At 66.9% G+C, this 19,625-nt stretch carries 16 protein-coding genes; 10 read left to right on the top strand and 6 right to left on the bottom strand.

The window, feature by feature from the left end; translation table 11 throughout:
• The first annotated feature begins 3 nt into the window (after window positions 1-3).
• The 5 genes from ATCM_RS16265 (at window position 4) to ATCM_RS16245 (ending at window position 7,836) form a co-directional block, all read left to right on the top strand.
• Window positions 4-579, top strand: a complete 576-nt coding sequence (locus ATCM_RS16265; protein WP_132865518.1) for a DUF4136 domain-containing protein — start codon at window positions 4-6, stop codon at window positions 577-579.
• A 12-nt stretch (window positions 580-591) separates the two neighbouring features.
• Complete coding sequence (locus ATCM_RS16260) at window positions 592-1,305, top strand: ion channel (RefSeq protein ID WP_132865517.1); 714 nt, start codon at window positions 592-594, stop codon at window positions 1,303-1,305.
• Between the two features lie 223 nt (window positions 1,306-1,528).
• Complete coding sequence (locus ATCM_RS16255; RefSeq protein ID WP_343145361.1) at window positions 1,529-3,889, top strand: winged helix-turn-helix domain-containing protein; 2,361 nt, start codon at window positions 1,529-1,531, stop codon at window positions 3,887-3,889.
• A gap of 116 nt (window positions 3,890-4,005) precedes the next feature.
• The gene (locus tag ATCM_RS16250; RefSeq protein WP_132865516.1) at window positions 4,006-4,908 is read left to right on the top strand and encodes a helix-turn-helix transcriptional regulator; all 903 of its coding nucleotides are present in this window, start codon (window positions 4,006-4,008) and stop codon (window positions 4,906-4,908) included.
• Between the two features lie 60 nt (window positions 4,909-4,968).
• The gene (locus ATCM_RS16245; RefSeq protein ID WP_207911825.1) at window positions 4,969-7,836 is read left to right on the top strand and encodes a TonB-dependent receptor; all 2,868 of its coding nucleotides are present in this window, start codon (window positions 4,969-4,971) and stop codon (window positions 7,834-7,836) included.
• A 195-nt stretch (window positions 7,837-8,031) separates the two neighbouring features.
• Here the strand turns inward: ATCM_RS16245 and ATCM_RS16240 are convergent, their stop codons facing one another.
• On the bottom strand, window positions 8,032-9,147 hold the full coding sequence (locus ATCM_RS16240; protein ID WP_132865515.1) for an HDOD domain-containing protein: 1,116 nt from the start codon (window positions 9,145-9,147) through the stop codon (window positions 8,032-8,034).
• Window positions 9,148-9,322: 175 nt separating this feature from the next.
• Entirely contained in the window at window positions 9,323-9,868 is a 546-nt protein-coding gene (gene ppa / locus ATCM_RS16235) for an inorganic diphosphatase (RefSeq protein ID WP_132865514.1), read from the bottom strand.
• A gap of 279 nt (window positions 9,869-10,147) precedes the next feature.
• Here ppa and ATCM_RS16230 point away from each other — a divergent pair, with 279 nt between their 5' ends.
• Window positions 10,148-10,738, top strand: a complete 591-nt coding sequence (locus ATCM_RS16230; protein WP_132865513.1) for a biliverdin-producing heme oxygenase — start codon at window positions 10,148-10,150, stop codon at window positions 10,736-10,738.
• Between the two features lie 43 nt (window positions 10,739-10,781).
• A complete protein-coding gene (locus tag ATCM_RS16225) occupies window positions 10,782-11,183 on the top strand; it encodes a YbaN family protein (protein WP_132866211.1) in 402 nt (133 codons plus the stop codon).
• Window positions 11,184-11,440: 257 nt separating this feature from the next.
• Here ATCM_RS16225 and ATCM_RS16220 read toward each other — a convergent pair whose 3' ends face one another.
• The gene (locus ATCM_RS16220; protein ID WP_132865512.1) at window positions 11,441-13,468 is read right to left on the bottom strand and encodes a sodium-translocating pyrophosphatase; all 2,028 of its coding nucleotides are present in this window, start codon (window positions 13,466-13,468) and stop codon (window positions 11,441-11,443) included.
• A 243-nt stretch (window positions 13,469-13,711) separates the two neighbouring features.
• Here ATCM_RS16220 and ATCM_RS16215 point away from each other — a divergent pair, with 243 nt between their 5' ends.
• Complete coding sequence (locus ATCM_RS16215; RefSeq protein WP_225591804.1) at window positions 13,712-14,218, top strand: hypothetical protein; 507 nt, start codon at window positions 13,712-13,714, stop codon at window positions 14,216-14,218.
• A gap of 48 nt (window positions 14,219-14,266) precedes the next feature.
• Here the strand turns inward: ATCM_RS16215 and ATCM_RS16210 are convergent, their stop codons facing one another.
• Window positions 14,267-14,872: a YiiX family permuted papain-like enzyme gene (locus ATCM_RS16210; RefSeq protein WP_132865511.1), complete on the bottom strand. Its 606-nt coding sequence runs from the start codon at window positions 14,870-14,872 to the stop codon at window positions 14,267-14,269.
• 5 nt (window positions 14,873-14,877) lie between these two features.
• A complete protein-coding gene (locus ATCM_RS16205; RefSeq protein WP_132865510.1) occupies window positions 14,878-16,134 on the bottom strand; it encodes a 6-phosphofructokinase in 1,257 nt (418 codons plus the stop codon).
• A 141-nt stretch (window positions 16,135-16,275) separates the two neighbouring features.
• On the opposite strand from ATCM_RS16205, the gene ATCM_RS16200 reads away from it, so the two are divergent.
• Together ATCM_RS16200 and mpl are read left to right on the top strand one after the other, a co-directional pair.
• Entirely contained in the window at window positions 16,276-16,839 is a 564-nt protein-coding gene (locus ATCM_RS16200; RefSeq protein ID WP_132865509.1) for an adenylate kinase, read from the top strand.
• Between the two features lie 313 nt (window positions 16,840-17,152).
• Window positions 17,153-18,616, top strand: coding sequence for a UDP-N-acetylmuramate:L-alanyl-gamma-D-glutamyl-meso-diaminopimelate ligase (mpl, locus tag ATCM_RS16195; protein WP_132865508.1), 1,464 nt, complete (start codon window positions 17,153-17,155; stop codon window positions 18,614-18,616).
• Window positions 18,617-18,764: 148 nt separating this feature from the next.
• Here the strand turns inward: mpl and ATCM_RS16190 are convergent, their stop codons facing one another.
• The gene (locus tag ATCM_RS16190; RefSeq protein ID WP_132865507.1) at window positions 18,765-19,610 is read right to left on the bottom strand and encodes an IclR family transcriptional regulator; all 846 of its coding nucleotides are present in this window, start codon (window positions 19,608-19,610) and stop codon (window positions 18,765-18,767) included.
• Between the last annotated feature and the right edge of the window lie 15 nt (window positions 19,611-19,625).

Here is a 19,625-nt window from a genome sequence, read left to right as displayed (position 1 = left end):
GCCATGAAGCTTCGCAATGTGTTCCGGCTCATCACGGTGCTGTTGCTGTCCTCGCTGCTGGCGGCCTGCGCCAGCACGCCCCGGGTCAGCAGCCAGGCCGATCCCAGCGGCGACTTCGGCCGCTACCGCAGCTTTGCGTTCTACTCGCCGCTGGCGCTGGAACAGAACGGCTACACAACCATCACCAGCAATCGCATCCGTGCGGCGGTGCAGGCACAGATGCAGGCGCGTGGCTATGTGCTCGACGAAGCCAAGCCCGACCTGTGGGTCAACCTCAATGCCTACCTGCAGGACAAGACGCGGGTGACCACGATGCCGCAGGTGGACTACGACTACTACTACAGCTATCGCGCACGCGGCTACGTGGCCGTGCCGTACTGGCGCGACCGCACCGACGTGCACCAGTACACCGAGGGCACGCTCAACGTGGACGTGGTCGACGTGCAGCGCAACCGCCTGGTCTGGGAAGGCGTGGCGGTGGGTACGGTGGGCCGCAGCACTCCGGACAAGCGTGGCGCGCAGATCGATGCGGCGGTCGCGGCAATCTTCGCGCAGTACCCGTACCGCGCCGCGCGCTGAGGATCGCCCTTGATGAGCGTCGGTCCGGAGGGAGCGCGGCCGGAAGGCCTGCGCGTACGCGCGCACCTGCGCTGGCTGGCGTTGGCCCGCCGGCATCCGTCGGCGTGGCTGCTGGCGGTGCAGCTGCTGGGCGTGCTGCTGTACCCGGCGATGGAGCACATGACCGCCGGCCGCGTGCTGTTCAACGCGTTTGGCATGGCGGTGCTTGGCCTGTCGGTGTGGGTCGTGCGACGCAGCCCGCTGGGCATCTGGGTGGCGTTGACGCTGGCGATCCCGGCGGTGGTGTTCTCGGTGGCCGGTGCGGTGCTGCAGCGGCATGCGTTCACCACCACCTCGCAGGTGCTCGAATGCCTGCTGTACTTCTATACGACCTGCAGCCTCATCGCCTATATGTTGCAGGACCATGAAGTCACGCGTGACGAACTGTTCGCCGCGGGGGCGACATTCACGCTGTTGGCATGGGCGTTTGCGTTCGCCTATTCAGTTTGCCAGCAGTGGTATCCGGGCAGCTTCATCGCCAGCAGCGAGGGGGAAATACGCAGCTGGGTGGAGCTGCTTTATCTGAGCTTCAGTTTGTTGTCCGGGGTCGGGCTCAGCGACGTCACGCCGGTGCATCCGCAGGCACGCGCGTTGGTGATGCTGGAGCAGTTTTCAGGCGTGATGTACGTGGCTCTGGTGGTTTCGCGACTGGTCGGGCTGACCATCAGCAAGGCGCGAAAAGGCTGAACGCCAGTTAAAAAAATCGCGCCTTGCGGCGCGAATTCTGTAACGGATTATGTGGATTCGTCGGCGAGAGAGAGCCTGATGTCGTCGATGTGGGGGCACACCGGTAACTTGCTTAGAGTAGTATTCGCACCCGTTTGAACTTTTGCGCTTTCCGTTGCAGCCATTTGCGGAATCTGGCGGTTGATCGACTCTCCCCCGGGTCGTTCAACCGGACACAGGAATGGTGTCCAAGACGGCTTTGACCCTGATCCCGATGCAAACAATCGACAACGAGAAGCCCGCGGGTGATCGGCTTCGCATTGGCGAGTGTCTGGTGGTGTTGTCCTCACGCGAGGTGCATCCGCCGGATGCACGCAAGGTGCAGCGACTTACCCCCAAGAGCATCGGCGTATTGCTGGCGCTGGCACGTCGTGCCGGCCAGGTGGTCACACGCGATGAGCTGTTCGCCGAAGTGTGGCCGGACACCATGCCGACCAACGACGTGCTGACCCAGGCGATCACCCAGCTGCGCAAGGCGTTTGCATCGGCCGCGGTCGATGGCGACGGCGTGGCCTACATCGAGACGATTTCCAAGACCGGTTACCGCTTGCTGGTGCCGGTTACCTGGGAGGATGCCGCCGCTGACGCGGCGGGGGTGGACGCGGAGGCGTCGGATGATGCGCCGCAGCCAGCGGTCGTCGAACCCGTCGCCGCGGTGCAGGACGAGGCTGCCGCCAGGCCGGCTCCGGCGCGGTTGCCGCAACGACGGGTGGTGCGGCGCTACGTATTGAGTGGCGTGGGTGTACTGCTGTTGGCCAGCACGCTGGTGATGGCCTGGCTGCTGTGGAGGCAGCCGGAATCGCCGGCACCGCAGGAAACCGTCAGTGGTACGCGGGTGCTGGGCAGCCCCGAGCGCCCGTACCGCTTGATCACCTCGACGTCGGCGTTCGAAACCCATCCGGACCTGTCGCCGGACGGCGCGCTGGTGGTGTTCGCCAAGGAAAGCGACGGGCTTTCGAGCCTGTGGGTGCAGAGCACCGGCACCGCGACGCCGGTGCAGCTGGTCATGCCGCCGGAAGGCGGTTCGGACCGTTTCCCGGCGTGGTCGCCGGATGGACGGGAAATCGCCTTCGCGCGCTTTCTCGCCGATGGTGGCTGCGAAGTACTGGTGATGCCCGCCACCGGCGGAACCGCGCGCCGCGTGACCCGTTGCGACGGCACCGAGATGCTCAGCTTCGACTGGGCACCGGACGGGCGCAGCCTGATCTTCGGATCGATGACCGGCAGCCAGGCCAGCCGCGGCATCCGCACGCTGGAGCTGGCGTCCGGGCGTTGGACGTCGTTCTCCTATGCGATGTCCGGTGACGACTTTGATTACGCACCGCGCTATTCGCCCGACGGCAAGCGCATCGGTTTCGTGCGCAATCCGCAGGTGGGCGATCTGTGGGTGATGGACGCCGACGGCAGCAACGCCGAGCGCCTCACCGAGGAAGCCGCCGAGATCCGCGGCTGGGCGTGGCTGACTTCCAGCGAGATGGTGTTCGGCCGGCGCGTGGACAGTGAGTCGCGCCTGTTCGGGCTGGACCTGGGTACCCGCCTGCTGCGCGACCTGGGCATCGGCGATGCGCAGAGTCCCTCGGTCTCGCGCCAGGGCGGCAACCTGGCCTTCATGCGCGACCAGCCGCAGTACGGGTTGTTCCGTTTCCCGCTGGGCGTGGCCGGCGGCGAGCCGCAGCGGCTGTTCGCTTCCTCCGGTCGCGATGGCCAGCCGATGGTGTCGCCCGATGGTCGCCAGCTGGCTTTCACCTCGGACCGTTCCGGTGCGTTCGCATTGTGGTGGGCGCGGTTGGAGGCACCTGATTCGCTGGAAATGATTGATGGTTTCCGGCCCGAGGCGCGCCAGCCGATGGATTGGTCCGCCGATGCCCGCCACCTGCTGGTCACCGGCCGTGACGCGGAGGGCCTGCCCGGTATCTACGAGGTGATCCCGGAGGAAGGGCAGTGGAGCAAGTTGCCGGTGCCGGTGAACGAGCCGTTGCAGGCCGTCTATGGACGGCAGCCCGGCACGGTGCTGGTGGTCGAGCGTGCCGCCAATGACCGCATGGTGCTGGCCCTGTTCGATCGCACGCAGACGCCTTGGAAGCGCCTGGCGGCGCTGGAGGGCGTGTCCCAGGTGCGGGTCGACAAGACCGGCGGGCAGGTGTTGTTCACCCGCTTGGGCAGTCCCGGCCTGTGGCAGGTGGATTCAAGCCTGGCCTTGAGCAGTGCCCGGCCGGTGAACCGCGAGGTGCCGACGCGCTGGCGTTACCGGACCTGGGCGGTGGCCGACAACGGCACGGTGCAGTACCTGAACATCGGGCCGCGATGCGCCACCCGGCTGGATGCGATCAACCCCGGTGCCAACGGGCTCAGCCAGTGCCTGGATGCCGTGCGCTACAGCTCCGGCAACGGCTTGAGCCTGGCGCCCGATGGCAGTGCCGCCTTCGTCGCGCTGGCGGTCGCCGACGGCGCCGATATCGGCGTGATGCCGGTCCCCCGGCGCCCGCCGCGGCGGCTGATGGGCGTGGCCAAGTGGTTGCCGTGGTTGGGAAAACATCCTTCGTGATTCTTTCGGAAGTCGCTTCCGGATAATTTCGGAGCAATCTCGCAGGATCTTCCTGACCTTCGCCGCCAGAGTTGGCAAAACCATCGCCCATTGAAGGCAAACAGATGGTGAGCAGCATGCGGCAGGTGACCTGGGTGGATCGCGGGCAATCGGTGACGTTCGACAGGCACGTCGATGACGGGCCGCGCCCGAACTGCGTGGGCGTCGCGCGGCTGGGCAGCCTGCAGACCTCCGGCACCGTGTTCACCGTATGGATGCAGCTGCGTGGCACCGCATGGGTGGAGTCCAAGGAAGGCAAGTTCCGCCTGCACCAGCGTGAGTGGATTGCCTTCGAGAAGGAGTCCCGCCCGCTGATCCAGGCCGGCCGTGATGGCGTATGCATTGGCGTGAGCCTGGATGCCGATGCCCTGCGCATGCTGGGTACGCTGGCCGACTGCAGTGTCTACACCGGCCGCGGCCGCATGAGCCATGCCGAGGCGCGGCTGGCATTGCGCCTGTGGCGCGAGGCCCAGGGCGCCGGTACCACCATCCACCAGCTGCGGCCGTTGCTGTTGCACCTGGCCTCGCTGCAGCGCGAGCTGTCGGTGACGGTGCAGCGTTGCCCCGGCCGTTCACGCATGCGCAAGCGCCAGGTGTTCGGCCGCATGCAGCGTGCGCGCATGTACCTGGAGGGCAACAGCCACCGCGTGGTACGCATCGGCGAGCTGGCCGAACTGACCAACTTCTCCAGCTGGTACCTGTCCAAGACCTTCCAGAGCCTGTACGAGGAAAGCCCGCAGTCGCTGTCGGCGCGGTTGCGCCTGGAGCGTGCCGCGATGCTGTTGCGCGATACCGACATGATGGTCGGCGAAGTTGCATCAGCCAGTGGCTTTGACAACTGTTGCAGTTTCGCGCGCGCATTCCGCGCCCGCTTCGGCACCTCGGCCACGCACTACCGCGACATGCGCGAAGCGTTGAGGCCAGATTCGGCAAAGTTTAAGGGCGGCTCGCGCAAATCAATCGGGGCGATGCAATCGTAACGTTCAGGGGTGTTTAACACACCACTAACGTTGTTGTTATTTGCTTCCTTGGAGAGATTGATGAAGCTTCGTAATTCCGCAGTGCGGCTGGGTTTGCTCCCGGCCGGCATCGCCATTGCCCTGACGCCTGCCTTCGCTTCCGCTCAGGACGCCGCCGGTGCCACCACCCTGGACCGCCTGGAAGTCACCGGTTCGCGCATCCGCCAGGCCAGCATGGAGACCGCCCAGCCGGTCATCGCGCTGCAGCGCGCCGACATCGAGAAGCAGGGCTTCACCAGCGTCGCCGACATCGTGCAGAACCTGGCTGCCACCGGTTCGCCGGCCATCAGCCGCGCTGACGCCCTGACCTCGGGCGAAGAAGTGGGTGGCCAGTACGTTGACCTGCGCAACCTCGGCCCGGAGCGCACCCTGGTGCTGCTCGACGGCAAGCGCATGGGCACCAGCACCGGCGGTTACTCCGACCTGGCTTCGATCCCGACCTCGGTGGTCGAGCGCATTGAAGTGCTGACCGACGGCGCATCGGCCATCTACGGCTCCGACGCCATCGCCGGCGTGATCAACATCATCACCCGCAAGAACTTCGACGGCCTGGAAGCCAGCGTCTACCGCGGCCAGTACGGCCAGGGCGACGGCGACAAGGAAACCTACAACTTCGTTTACGGCCAGACCGGTGAACGCGGTTCGCTGACCTTCGGCGCCGAGTACAGCTCGGAGAAGCCGGTTGCCGCCAAGGACCGTCGCTACAGCCGCTACGGCAATGGCCAGTGGCACCCGTTCCCGAACGAGGCAGAAGGCGCCAACGGCTGGTCGGCCGCGACCAACAAGGGCGTGCTGATCGACCCGAACGACGACGACCTCTGGTACGTCAAGAACCCGGGTGCGGCTGGCGACACGCTGGCTGATTTCCACGACTTCGGCCTGGCTGACTACAGCAACCCGAGCTCGGAGATGTGGCTGCAGAACAAGCTGAAGCGTCGTTCGGTCTTTGCCAACGGCAACTTCGATGTGACCGAGAACATCCGCGCCACCGCCAGCGCCCTGTACACCAAGCGCACGGCCACCTCGCAGATCGCCGGTTATCCGTACCAGTCCGAGCGTTTCGACACCCCGATGTCGGCTGACAGTGCCTTCAACCCGCTGGGTGAAGAAGCACACTTCATCCGTCGTACCTCGGAAATGCCGCGCCAGACCGAGTCCGAGCAGGAGACCTTCCGCTTCAGCGCAGGCCTGGAAGGCTCGTTCGAGTTCGCCGACAAGTACTTCGACTGGGACGTGGGCTATGTCTACAACCAGAACAAGGGCGTCAAGACCGGTACCGGTGACCTGTTCACGCCGAACGTCGCCAACGCCGTCGGCCCGTCGTTCATCAAGGACGGCGTCGCCTACTGCGGTACCGAAGCCAAGGTGATCGCTGGTTGCACCCCGTGGAACCCGCTGCTGGGCTACGGCGAAGCCGGCATCGGCAGCCTGGCAGGCAACAAGGCGCTGCAGGACTACCTGTTCCTGCCGAGCCACGACACCTACACCAACACCACCAAGGTGCTGAGTGCCAACCTGTCCGGCTCGCTGTTCACCCTGCCGGCCGGTGACCTGGCCTTCGCGGCAGGTTACGAGCACCGCGAGGAAAGCGGCGAGTACAACCCGGACGCGATGCTGCAGTCGGGCCTGAGCACCAGCCTGGCCGGCGCCCCGACCAAGGGCGACTACGAGCTGGACGAGTTCTACCTCGAAATGAACGTGCCGATCCTGGCCGACATGGCGTTCGCCAAGGAACTGTCCCTGGACCTGGCGGGTCGCTACTCGGACTACAACACCTTCGGTGACACCATCAACTCGAAGTTCGGCCTGAAGTGGAAGCCGATCGACGACCTGCTGGTCCGCGCCACCTACGCCACGGGCTTCCGTGCGCCGAACATCTCCAACATGTACGGCGGCGTCTCGCAGACCTTCGACAGCTACACCGATCCGTGCGACAGCAGCTTCGGCGCAGCCGTGCGCAACCCGTCCGTGGCAGCTGCCTGCCAGGCCGCTGGCCTGGGTGCTGACTTCCGTCAGATCACCTCCGGCGGCGCCCTGTCGACCGGCCCGGGCACCCAGTCCTACAGCGCCTTCGAGTCCGGTTCCAATGCTGAGCTGAAGCCGGAAACCTCCAAGACCTGGACTGCCGGCTTCGTGTACAGCCCGAACTTCGTGCAGGGCCTGGACGTCAGCCTGGACTGGTGGAAGATCCGTATCGACGACGTGATCGCCGCCGAGTCGGTGACCTCGATCCTGAACCAGTGCTACGTGCTGGGCATCGATTCGGCCTGTGACCGCTTCAGCCGTGGCACCTCGGGCCGTACCAATGGCCAGGTGGTGGACGTGACCCGTACGCTGATCAACGGCGGCTACCAGGAAACCGCAGGTTACGACCTGGGCGTCAAGTACCGCCTGCCGGAACTGGCGATCGGTAACTTCGTCATCGACTGGAAGACCACCTACGTCGATTACCTCGAGTACAAGCGCGACAACGAAGCCGAAACCCCGATCGAGCAGTCCACCGGTTGGGCGGGCAACTTCCGCGTGCGTTCGAACCTGAACGTCGATTGGAGCTACGGCAACTTCGGCGTGAACTGGGGCGTGCGTTACTACTCGGGCATGAAGGAAGCCTGCTCGTACGACATGGACGGTGGCCCGGAGTGCAACATGCCGGACTTCAGCTCGTCGTACACGCTGGCACAGCCGACCCGTCAGCTGGGCTCGAACACCTTCCACGACGTGCAGGTGCGTTACAACGCTCCGTGGGATGCCACCATCTCGCTGGGCGCGAACAACGTGTTCAACCACGAAGGTCCGGTCATGTACAGCCAGCCGAACTCGAGCTTCTCGTACTACGGTGGCTTCGACATCGGTCGCTTCGTCTACATGAAGTACACCCAGCGCTTCTGATCCATCGAAGCCCTGTGAAACAAGGAAAGGGTGGGCCGCAAGGCCCACCCTTTTTCTTTGCCTGCGATGGCGCGGCGCGGGGCACGCATCCGGCGCGGGCTGTCGTTGACGCCGGCATGCCGGTGGCCTGCCGGCGGACGCCCAAGAAAAACGGCCGCACGCGGCGGCCGTCGTTCACCACACCAACGGGGAAACTCACGCCTCCAGCGTCAGCCCCATCATGCCGTCGGCCATCTCGCGCCATTGCTCCAGCTTGGGCAGCACGCCCACGCGCGCCAGGTACTGTTCGTCGACCTCACGGCCGGCGGCCAGCGCGGTGGCCACGTGCACGGCACCGGCGACCCAGAAGCTGCGTACGTTCGAGCGCAGCGGCTGCAACTGGAAGGCCACTGCCTCGATGATCGGCATCGGCAGGCCCCACAGGCCCAGCAGGTAGGCGCCGGCCTCGGCGTGGCCGGGGCGGTCATCGCCGGATTCGAGCGGCAGGTGTTCGTCACGCACGCCCGGCAGCAACTGGCCGATGTCGGCCAGCAGCGCGGCGGTGGCGCCCAGCTCGGCGCTGGACTGGGGCAGCATCCTGGCCGCCAGCCGCGAGGCGAGCAGGGCGCGCGTCTGCAGCGCGTTGCGCTCGGCGCTGGACGCGCCGGGCAGGGCGAAGACCTCGCTGGCCAGCACCAGGTCACGCAAGGTGGACAGGCCCAGCCGCGTCACCGCGCCACGCAGGTCGGAGATCGCGCGGCCGTTGTTGAAGAACGCCGAGTTGGACAGTTGCAGCACCTTGGCGGCGATGGCTGGGTCGGCCGAGACCAGCTTGGCGATGTCGGCCGCGTTGCTCTCGTCGTCGTCCTCCAGCGCATGCATCAGGCTCAGGTACAGGTGCGGGGGCGAGGGCAGCTTCTCGATGCGGCCGATCGCTGCACGCAGGCGCGGGCTGTCCAGCAGCTCGCGCAGCTCTTCCAGGCTGGTCAGCGCCTCGAGCAGCAGTTCCGGGGCCAGCGGCAGCGGCAGGAAGCGGTGGGCCAGACCGATGATGCGGGCCGACGGCACGCGCTGGTTCTCGCCGCCCTCGATCAGGGCGATGCGGATGGTTTCCGGGCGCAGGGTGCGGATCTGGCCGAGTAGGGTCGCCGGGGACAGGTCGTTCAGGGTCGGGGCGACGATGATCGCGTCGATGGTCGCCGAGGAAACCGCCACTATCGCGGCACTGCCATCGGGGACCGACTGCACCTCCCACTCGTCGCCCAGATCGCCGATGTACTCGAGCAACTCGGCCGACAGCGTGGCTTCGCCACCGACTAACAGGATTCGCAAGACACTTCCCCTTGGCAAAACACGCGATTACGACGAACGGGCAGAACGGAAACAGGCCGGATCAACCGGCCTGTAAATGTAGCGAATCGCTGGCGACGGGTCATGCGCGACGCCGGAGAAACGTGATCGCAGTCGCTGCGGGCGGGCCGGAACGTGGCCCCGCCCGCGGCGTGGATCAGCCTTCCTGTTCCTGCTTGGCCAGGAAGGTCTGGTGGGCGTCGACCAGGATCTTCTTGGCTTCGGCGGCGTCGCCCCAGCCTTCGATCTTGACCCACTTGCCCTTTTCCAGGTCCTTGTAGTGCTCGAAGAAGTGGCCGATGCGCTCCAGCCAGTGGCTGGACACCTGGTTGATGTCTTCCACGTGGGCGTAGCCATTGAAGATCTTGGCCACCGGCACGGCGAGGATCTTCTCGTCGCTGCCGGCCTCATCGGTCATCTTCAGCACGCCGACCGGGCGGCAGCGGACCACCGAACCCGGCACCAGCGGCAGCGGCAGGACCACCAGCACGTCGGCCGGGTCGCCGTCGCCGCACAGGGTCTGCGGCACGAAGCCGTAGTTGCACGGGTAGCGCATCGGGGTGGAGAGGATGCGGTCGACGAAGATCGCGCCGCTTTCCTTGTCCATCTCGTACTTCACCGGCTCCGAATCCTTCGGGATCTCGACGATGACGTTGATTTCTTCCGGCGGGTTCTTGCCCGGGGAGACCAGTTTCAGGCCCATTGCGCTGACTCCGAATCGTGTTTGGTTGAAAAAGAGGGCCATTCTACGCGCACGGCTATTGCGGCGCACCAAAGGCAAGGATTATTTGCGCATGGGAAGCATTATCGTTTGCGATATGCTGGACAGCCTGTGGGCAGGAGGAACGCCCGGCGCCTGGAATGCCGGACAACGGCGGCTACCGGCCGTGCGCGGCCGATCTTCCGGCCCTGGCTTCTCCCCCGCGGGGCCGCGCCTGTGCCGCAGGCGAAGGCGAACCCCACCGCTACCCCTCCGCGCGCCATGAACACGACCGAAACCCCTGCTTTCCCGTCCCGCAGCCAACGCCTGAAGGCCGCGACCCACGGCACGCACGATTCGCTGGACAAGCGGATCATGGCCGAGGACATCTTCGCCAGCCGCGCGCGGTTTGCCCGCTTCGTGCGCGTGCAGTACCGCTTCCACCGTGACATCCAGGCGCTGTACGCGGTGCCGGCGCTGGTCGCGCTGCTGCCCGGGTTGGCCGGGCGTTGCCGGCTGGAGCAGATCGCCCAGGACCTGGGCGACCTGGAGCAGGGCCTGCCGGCTGCCGCACCCACGGCGCTGCCCGCCGCTGTCGAGCTGCCGCATGCACTGGGGTGGCTGTATGTCGCCGAAGGCTCCAACCTGGGCGGTACCATTCTGTTCAAGATGGCCGCCAAGCTGGGGCTGGGCGCGCGGTTCGGTGCCAGCCACCTGGCGGCGCACCCGGACGGTGCGGCCCGCCACTGGCGGCAGTTCACCGCGGCACTGGATGCCGTGCCGCTGACTGCCGGGCAGGAAGCGGAGGCCATCGAAGGTGCAAATGCCGCGTTCCGTACGGTGCGCGGGTATGTCGAGGAGGAGTTCGTGTGACCAACCCCCGGGCCAGGCCCGCCGTGCCGGAGAGCCAGCGATGATCCGCTGGTTCTGGTTCTGCGTGGGTTGGTTGATGGTTGCGCTGGGCATCATCGGGGCCTTGCTGCCGGTGATGCCGACCACGATCTTCCTGATCCTGGCGGTGTGGTGTTTCTCGCGCTCCTCGCCGCGCCTGGAGGCCTGGCTGCTCAACCACCCGCGCTACGGGGGGCCGCTTCGGCAGTGGAAGGAGCACGGCGCGATCAGCCGCAAGGGCAAGTGCTTTGCCGGCGGCGGCATGGCACTGGGCTATGTGCTGTTCTTCATCGGCGCCCACCCGGACTGGAAGCTGGCATTGGGCGTGGGCCTGTTCTTCGTTGCCAGTGCCGCCTACGTGCTGTCGCGGCCGCGACCGCAGGAAGACGCGCAGCTGGTCGAACCGGGCCGTGATCACCCGGGATGAGCGGGCCGCACACCGTGTGACCGAAGATCCCGCGCCGGGATGAAGCCAGGCGGACTCCCTGCCTGCACGGCCATCCACCCTTCCCCCGGATGGGGGAAGGGAGATGCCGCCGGTCACGCGATGTGCATCAAAGCAACGGCACCAGCAACAGCGCCACGATGTTGATGATCCTGATCTGCGCCTTCGGCGTCCCCCATCCCGTTCCCTTCCCCCGTGAACGGGGGAAGGGCGAAGGTGCCATGCGCAGTCGGCTTCGACTACAGCAATGGCACCAACAGCAGCGCGACAATATTGATGATTTTTATGAGGGGGTTGATGGCCGGCCCGGCGGTGTCCTTGTACGGATCACCGACGGTGTCGCCGGTCACCGCCGCCTTGTGTGCCTCGCTGCCCTTGCCGCCGAAGTGCCCGTCCTCGATGTACTTCTTGGCGTTGTCCCAGGCGCCGCCGCCGGTGGTCATCGAGATGGCGACGAACAGGCCGGTGACGATGGTGCCGATCAGCAGGCCACCCAGCGCCTTCGGGCCGAGCAGCAGGCCCACCACCACCGGCACCGCGACCGGCAGCAGCGAGGGCACGATCATCTCCTTGATCGCCGAGCGGGTCAGCATGTCCACCGCCTTGTCGTACTGCGGCTTGCCGGTGCCCTGCATGATCCCGGGGATATCGCGGAACTGGCGGCGCACTTCCTCCACCACCGCGCCGGCCGCACGGCCCACCGCCTCCATCGCCATCGCGCCGAACAGGTAGGGGATCAGGCCGCCGATCAGCAGGCCGATGATCACCGTGTGGTCGGACAGGTCGAAGGTGAACACCTCGGTTGGATGCGCGGCCTGCAGGTTGTGCGTGTAGTCGGCGAACAGCACCAGCGCGGCCAGTGCCGCCGAACCGATCGCATAGCCCTTGGTCACCGCCTTGGTGGTGTTGCCCACCGCGTCCAGCGGGTCGGTGATGTCGCGGATGTCGGCGGGGAGCTCGGCCATCTCGGCGATGCCGCCGGCGTTGTCGGTGATCGGCCCGTAGGCATCGAGCGCGACGATCATGCCGGCCATCGACAGCATCGCGGTGGCGGCGATGGCGATGCCATACAGACCGCCGAAGTGGAAGGCGCCCCAGATCGCCGCACACACCGCGATCACCGGCAGCGCGGTCGACTTCATCGATACGCCGAGGCCGGCGATGATGTTGGTGCCATGGCCGGTGGTCGAGGCCTGCGCCACATGCTGCACCGGCTTGTACTGGGTGCCGGTGTAGTACTCGGTGATCCACACGATCAAACCGGTCAGCACCAGCCCGATCAGCGCGCACAGGTACAGGTTGGTGGCGCCATGGCGGGAATCGGCCATCAGCTGCGTGGTCACAGGCCAGAAGGCGATGGCGGCCAGCACGCCGGAGACGATCACGCCCTTGTACAGCGCGCCCATGATCGAGCCACCGGACTTCACCTTGACGAAGAACGCGCCGATGATCGAGGCAATGATCGACACCCCGCCCAGCACCAGCGGGTACAGCACCGCATTGCGCCCGACCTCGGCCACCATCAGCCCGCCGAGCAGCATCGTGGCGATCACCGTCACCGCGTAGGTCTCGAACAGGTCGGCGGCCATGCCGGCGCAGTCGCCGACGTTGTCACCGACGTTGTCGGCGATCACCGCCGGGTTGCGCGGGTCGTCCTCGGGGATGCCGGCCTCGACCTTGCCGACCAGGTCCGCGCCCACGTCGGCGCCCTTGGTGAAGATGCCACCGCCCAGTCGCGCGAAGATCGAGATCAGCGAACTGCCGAACGCCAGCCCGACCAGTGCATGCAGGTTGTCGGCCTGGCTCAGGCCCAGCCGCTGCAGGATCAGGTAGTAGCCGGCCACGCCGAGCAGGCCCAGCCCGACCACCAGCATGCCGGTGATCGCGCCGCCGCGGAACGCCACGTCCATCGCCGCGCTCATGCCGTTGCGTGCGGCCTCGGCGGTACGCACGTTGGCGCGCACCGACACGTTCATGCCGATGTAGCCGGCCGCGCCGGACAACACCGCGCCCACCGCGAAGCCAATGGCGGTGTACCAGCTGAGGAAGAAGCCGACCAGCACGAACAGCACCACGCCGGCGATGGCGATGGTCAGGTACTGGCGGTTGAGGTAGGCCCGCGCGCCTTCCTGGATGGCGGCGGCGATTTCCTGCATGCGGGCATTGCCGGCAGGCTGCCGCAGTACCCATTGGGCCGAGATGATGCCGTAGATGATGGCGACGGCGGCGCAGACCAGCGAGAGCACAAGACCGTACTGTTCGAGCATGACCCCTCCAGCGTTGGTGGATGCCATCCAGCTGTGGATGAAGCGGGGACACGCCGGGTAGATCGAAGCACTGGAACAGACCCGGGCCGCGCTGCGGCTGTGGTACGTGTCGCTGTGTTCAAACACTCCTGAGGCCGGCCGAGTATGACTGCCAGCTGTCTCCGCCGCCAGCCATGGCCGCGTTTGCCTGCCCGTTCAGCGCGACAGTGGCAACGTGCGGCGTCCGTCTTGTGGAGTTGCCCGATGAAAGCCATCGCCCCCGTGTTGCTGGCCCTGCTGCCCCTGACCGCGTTGGCGGCTTTGCCCACGCCGGAAATCGAGCGGCCGGCGGCCGCGGCGCAGGCGGTGGGTGCGGTGCATACCGTGCGCCAGATTCCCGAAGCCTGTACCCGCATCGAAGGCCGCTTCACCGGCACCGCGGCGCAGCCCTATGACATGCAGCTGGTGCGTACCAACCCACAGTGCCAGGCCCGCGCGGTGTTCCTGGATGCGGGCAAGGTCACGCCGAGCGAGGCGGCCGGCTGGAAGCTCAACGAAGTGGTGCGCGTGCCCTCGGCGGCCTGCAGCACGCAGCAGGCGTTGATCGAGGTCTGGCGCAAGCCGGCCGGGCAGCGCGTGGCGCTGGATGGCCAAGGCCAGAACCGCGTCTACCTGGAGGATGCCAAGGCCCAGGCCGCAGCGGGCCGTTTGGCGGCGCTGCCGGCGTACTCGGCCAGGTTGTCGATGGAAGGCGCCGCCTGCACGCGCTGAACGCATTGAAGGGCGCCCACCGGTTTCAACCGGCGGGACGCGCGGGCCTCAGCGCTGGTCCACGGTGACCAGCAGGGGCGAGGCGAAGATGGCCGCCGGCGAAATCACCGGTTCGCCCCGTGGGATGTTCGCGCCATAGCGTTCGCGCAGCTTGGCCTGCACGGCCGGTGCCTGCAGGTCGAAGCTGTCCAGCCGCGCCAGCGGTGCCAGGCCGATGCCGGCGGCATCGCGGTACAGCTTCCACACCAGCTCCGAGCAGTAGATGCGCTGGTCGGACCACTCGAAAGTGAGGTCGTAAGGCTTGCCGAGATAGGGCGTGGCAGCGGCATGCAGGCGGGCCTTGGTGTGCGCATCCAACGGCGCGATCGGTCGCTTGATCACGTAGCGGCCGTGACTGCCACGGTCGAGCCAGGCCTGCAGTGGCGTGTAGCGCACCGGCTGCACGGCTTCCAGCACGTAGGGGGCACCGCCGCGCAACAGCACGATGCCCAGGTGGCTGTACGGCGAATGCGTGGCAGCCTGCACCGCCACGCTTTGGCGCGAGGTCGAGGTATGGAACACGATGTCGCCGTCCTGCGGCGTGTAGGCCGTTGCCGACTGCGCCCACCACGCCGGCAGCACCAGCAACGCCCACAGGCCCAGGCGCAGATACATCGTGATCAGCCTTCCCAGCCCGGCAGCTTCTTCGCGACGGCCACGTTTTTCAGCGTCACGTACTTGGGCAGTCCATCGCGGCCGTAAGGCAGCGGTGCTTCGCCACGGATCAGCGGCTGCAGGTAGCGGCGTGCCTTCTCGGTGATGCCGAAGCCGTCCTTGCGGATGAAGCCGGCCGGCATCTTCTTCTCGTGGTTGGCCACCTTGGACAGCGGCGCGGCCTCGATCTTCCAGCGGTACGGCGCGTCGGCGGTGCGCACGATCACCGGCATCACCGAGTTCTGTCCCTTCAGCGCGAACTGCACCGCGGCCTTGCCGACCGCCTGTGCCTGCTCCCAGTCGGTCCTGGAGGCGATGTGGCGGGCCGAACGTTGCAGGTAGTCGGGCAGGGTCCAGTGCACCTTGTAGCCGAGCTCGGCCTTGACCCGGCCCGCCAGGTACGAGGCGACGCCGCCCAACTGGGTGTGCCCGAACGAATCCTTGGCACCGCCGGCATCGGCGACGAACTGGCCATCGGCGGTGTGGATGCCTTCGCTGGCCACCACCACGCAGTAGCCCACCTTGGCCACCACCTGCTTCACCTTGGCCAGGAAGGTGGCTTCGTCGTAGGCGCGCTCGGGCAGCAGGATGATGTGCGGCGCGTCGTCGGCGCTGCCGCCGGCCAGCCCGGCGGCAGCGGCCAGCCAGCCGGCGTGGCGGCCCATGGCTTCGTAGATGAACACGCGGGTGGAGGTCTCGGCCATCGCCGCCACGTCCAGCGCCGCCTCGCGCACCGATACCGCGGTGTACTTGGCAGCCGAGCCGAAGCCCGGGCAGGTGTCGGTCACGGCCAGGTCGTTGTCGATGGTCTTGGGTACGCCCACGCAGGTCAGCGGGTAGCCGTACTCCTTGGCCAGCTGCGACACCTTCAGCGCGGTATCGGCCGAATCATTGCCGCCGTTGTAGAGGAACCAGCGCACGTCATGCGCCTTGAACACCTCCAGCAGGCGCTCGTACCTGGCGCGGTCGGCCTCCAGCGATTTGAGCTTGTAGCGGCACGATCCAAATGCACCGCCCGGCGTATGGGCGAGCGCGGCGATGCTGGCCGCCGACTCCTTCGAGGTATCGATCAGCTCTTCGCGCAACGCGCCCAGGATGCCGTTGCGCGCTGCCAATACCTTGATTTTCCTTGCCCTTGCTTCGCTGATGACGGCAGAGGCGGTGGCGTTGATGACGGCGGTGACGCCGCCGGACTGGGCGTACAGCAGGGTGCCTTGGGACATGATGGATACTCTCTGGACGGGGGACATTCCGGGACATTGGCCGGATGCGGTAAGCTGCACATATTGCGGTGCAGCGTGAATCGGCCCATGGAGTCTAACGCCGCTGTCCGTCCCGTTTCCTCAAACATATGGGAGTCAGGAATGCGATTGGTTCTGTTGGGACCGCCCGGTTCGGGCAAGGGCACGCAGGCGACGAGCCTGAAGGAACAACTGCAGGTTCCGCACATTTCCACCGGTGACCTGCTGCGCGCCGAAGTGGCCGCCGGCACGGAGCTGGGCAAGCAGGCCAAGGCCGTGATGGACGCCGGCAACCTGGTGTCCGACGACATCCTGCTGGGCATGCTGGAATCGCGCCTGTCCCAGGCCGACACCGCCAAGGGTTTCATCCTCGACGGCTACCCGCGCAACGTGGCCCAGGCCAATGCGCTGGGTGAACTGCTGGCCAGGCTGAACCAGCCGCTGGACGCGATCGTGCAGCTGGACGTGCCGACCGAGCTGCTGGTCGAGCGCATCGCTGGCCGCGCCAAGGAGCAGGGCCGCGCCGACGACAACCCGGAATCGGTGCGCCAGCGCCTGCAGGTCTACAACGATTCCACCGCGCCGGTGATTGACTTCTACGCTGCCAAGGGCACCCTGGCCCGCGTCGACGGCGTGGGTGCGCTGGACGAAGTGCTGGCCCGCATCCTGGCCGCGATCAAGCGCTGACCCAGGCGGCTGCGGCGCCTGCCGCCGCAGCCGCAGGGCCCCGCCGCCGCGGTGCGCCCATACAGAAACGCCCGGATCCGTGAGGATCCGGGCGTTTCCGTTTGCAGGGGCCAGCAGATGAGCTTGCTCAGAGCCCCGCAGCATGAGCTCCCTGGGGATGGCCTCTTGGGGAGTAGGACCTGAGGGATACTGCGGCTGGCGTCATGCATTGTGCGGATGAAGCCGATGTGACGGTATCGGGGATTCCCTTACATACGCTTCGGTATCTCCTACGCAGATACCCGTTCGCAAGCGCATCGGCGACAATCGGCGGATGAGCAAGATCCATATCCTCGGCATTGCCGGCACTTTCATGGGCGGCGTGGCCGCCTTGGCACGCGAACTCGGTCATCAGGTGGAAGGCAGCGACCAGGCGGTCTACCCGCCGATGTCCACCCAGCTGGAAACGCTGGGCATCACGCTGTCGCAGGGCTATCTGCCCGGCAATATCGCGGGGGATTGCGACGAGGTCGTGGTCGGCAATGCGCTCTCGCGCGGCAACCTGGCGGTCGAAGCGGTGCTGGATGCGGGCCGGCGCTACACCTCCGGGGCGCAGTGGCTGGCCGAGAACGTGCTGCCCGGCCGCGACACGCTGGCGGTGGCCGGCACCCACGGCAAGACCACCACCACCACCATCCTGTCGTTCCTGCTGCAGGCCGCCGGGCGCGCGCCGGGCTTCCTGATTGGCGGCGTGGCGGAGGATTTCGGGGTGTCGGCGCGGTTGGGACGCGAGCTTCCCCGGGCAGGGAGTGATGCCGTACCCCCATCCGGCGCTGCGCACCCCCTTCCCCCGGAGGGGAAAGGGAGCAACGCGTCGGCGCTTTCGGATCGACCGCTGTTCGTGGTGGAGGCCGACGAGTACGACACCGCCTTCTTCGACAAGCGCAGCAAGTTCGTCCACTACCGTCCGCGGGTGGCGATCCTCAACAACCTGGAGTTCGACCACGCCGACATCTTCCCGGACGTGGCCGCGATCCAGCGCCAGTTCCACCACCTGGTGCGCACCGTGCCCGGCAATGGGCGGCTGATCGTCAACGGCGAGGATGCCCGCCTGGCCGAGGTGCTGGCGATGGGCTGCTGGACGCCGGTGGAGCGGTTCGGCTTCGATCCCGCGCTGGAATGGAGCGCGCGCCTGGTCAACCAGGATGGCAGCGCATTCACGGTGCTGCACCGTGGCGTGGCGGTGGCGACGGTGGAATGGCCGCTGCTGGGCCGCCACAACGTGCTCAACGGGCTGGCCGCACTGGCCGCCGCGCATGCGGTGGGCGTGGACGTGGCCGCTGTCGCGCCGGCGTTGGCGCGCTTCCACAGCGTCAAGCGACGCATGGAAGTGATCGGACAGGCGCACGGGGTCACCATCTACGATGATTTCGCCCATCACCCCACCGCGATCCATACCACACTGGAAGGCCTGCGCGCCAAGGTTGGCGCTGCGCGCATCGTGGTGGCGATGGAACCGCGCAGCAATTCGATGCGGCTGGGCGCGCACGCGGACGCCCTGGCGCCGTCGCTGGATATCGCCGATGCGGTGGTATTCCTGGCGCGGCCGGAGTTGCCGTGGGATGCGGCCAAGGTGATCGCCGCGGTACGCGGTGAGGCGCAGGCGGTGGCCGATACCGATGCATTGCTGGCGCAGCTGGGGCGCGTGGCAGGCGACGGCGACCACGTGGTGTTCATGTCCAACGGCGGCTTCGACGGCGCGCCGCGCCGGTTCCTGGCGCAACTGCAGAACGGCTGAGATCCCGGCGTTTCCGCAGGAGCGGCTTCACTGGCGAAGCCGATGCCGGTGGATGCGGTGTGTGGTTCGTGATCCCGGGAGTGCGGTTGATGCGGTTGTTCGGGCATCCCCCGCGTCGCGGCCAGGCCTGCTCCTGCGCGGGGCGGCTTCAGCGTGCCGGTTTGCCGTTGTAGCCCATCGCTGCCGAAATCTGCGCGGCCGCTTCCAGCAGCGCCTGCACGTGCGCCGGGTCCGGCGTGCTGGGCAGGTAGTGGATGGAGCCGACGATGGCCAGCGTGCCGAACAATTCGCCATTGGCCTGCATCAGCGGTGCGGCCAGCGCATTGATGCCGATGTACAGCTCTTCCGGCGCATCGGCCCAGCCGCGCCTGCGCACCAGCTCGATCTCGGCGGCGAGCCGGTCCGGGTCGACGATGGTGTGCCGGGTGCTGGCCGGCAGCGCCTGCGCCAGATAGGCGCGGCGCAGCTTCTCCGCACCATAGGCCAGGGCGATCTTGCCCTGCGCCACGCTGTTGTGATGGAAGCGGGTGCCGGGGCGCAGGCTGATTTCCACCGGCGCGGTGCCGCGCAGCAGGTCGATCACCACCACTTCGTTGTCGGAGAACGTGGAGATCACCACGGTCTGGCCGACCTGGTCACGCAGGTGTTCCAGGATCGGCTTGGCCAGGCTCATCACGTCGAAGCGGCTGGTGCAGGCGCGGCCCAGCAGGAACATCTGCCAGCCGACGCGGTACTGGTTGGTGTCCGGGTCCTGGTCGACGTAGCCATGCTCGCGCAGCACGCTCAGGTGCCGGTGCACGCGCGCCTTGGGCATGCCCAGCAGCTGGGCCAGGCGGGTGACGCCCAGCCCGTTCGGGGCCGAGGCCAGGGCCTCGATCACCTTCAGCGAAACAATGGCGGTGGGCAGGCCCTGCTCGGCGGTGTCGTCCTGGGCGTCCACGCCGGGGGCGGCATGGGGCAAATCCTTGTTGTCGGGCGCGGTGTTGCGGGGCATCGGCTACCTGTTCGG

Source organism: Stenotrophomonas sp. ATCM1_4 (assembly GCF_004348115.1).
In the GTDB taxonomy this organism is placed as follows: Bacteria; Pseudomonadota; Gammaproteobacteria; order Xanthomonadales; family Xanthomonadaceae; genus Stenotrophomonas; species Stenotrophomonas capsici.
The sequence above is the reverse complement of the archived record's forward strand: the minus strand, read 5'-3'. Positions and strand labels throughout refer to the sequence as shown.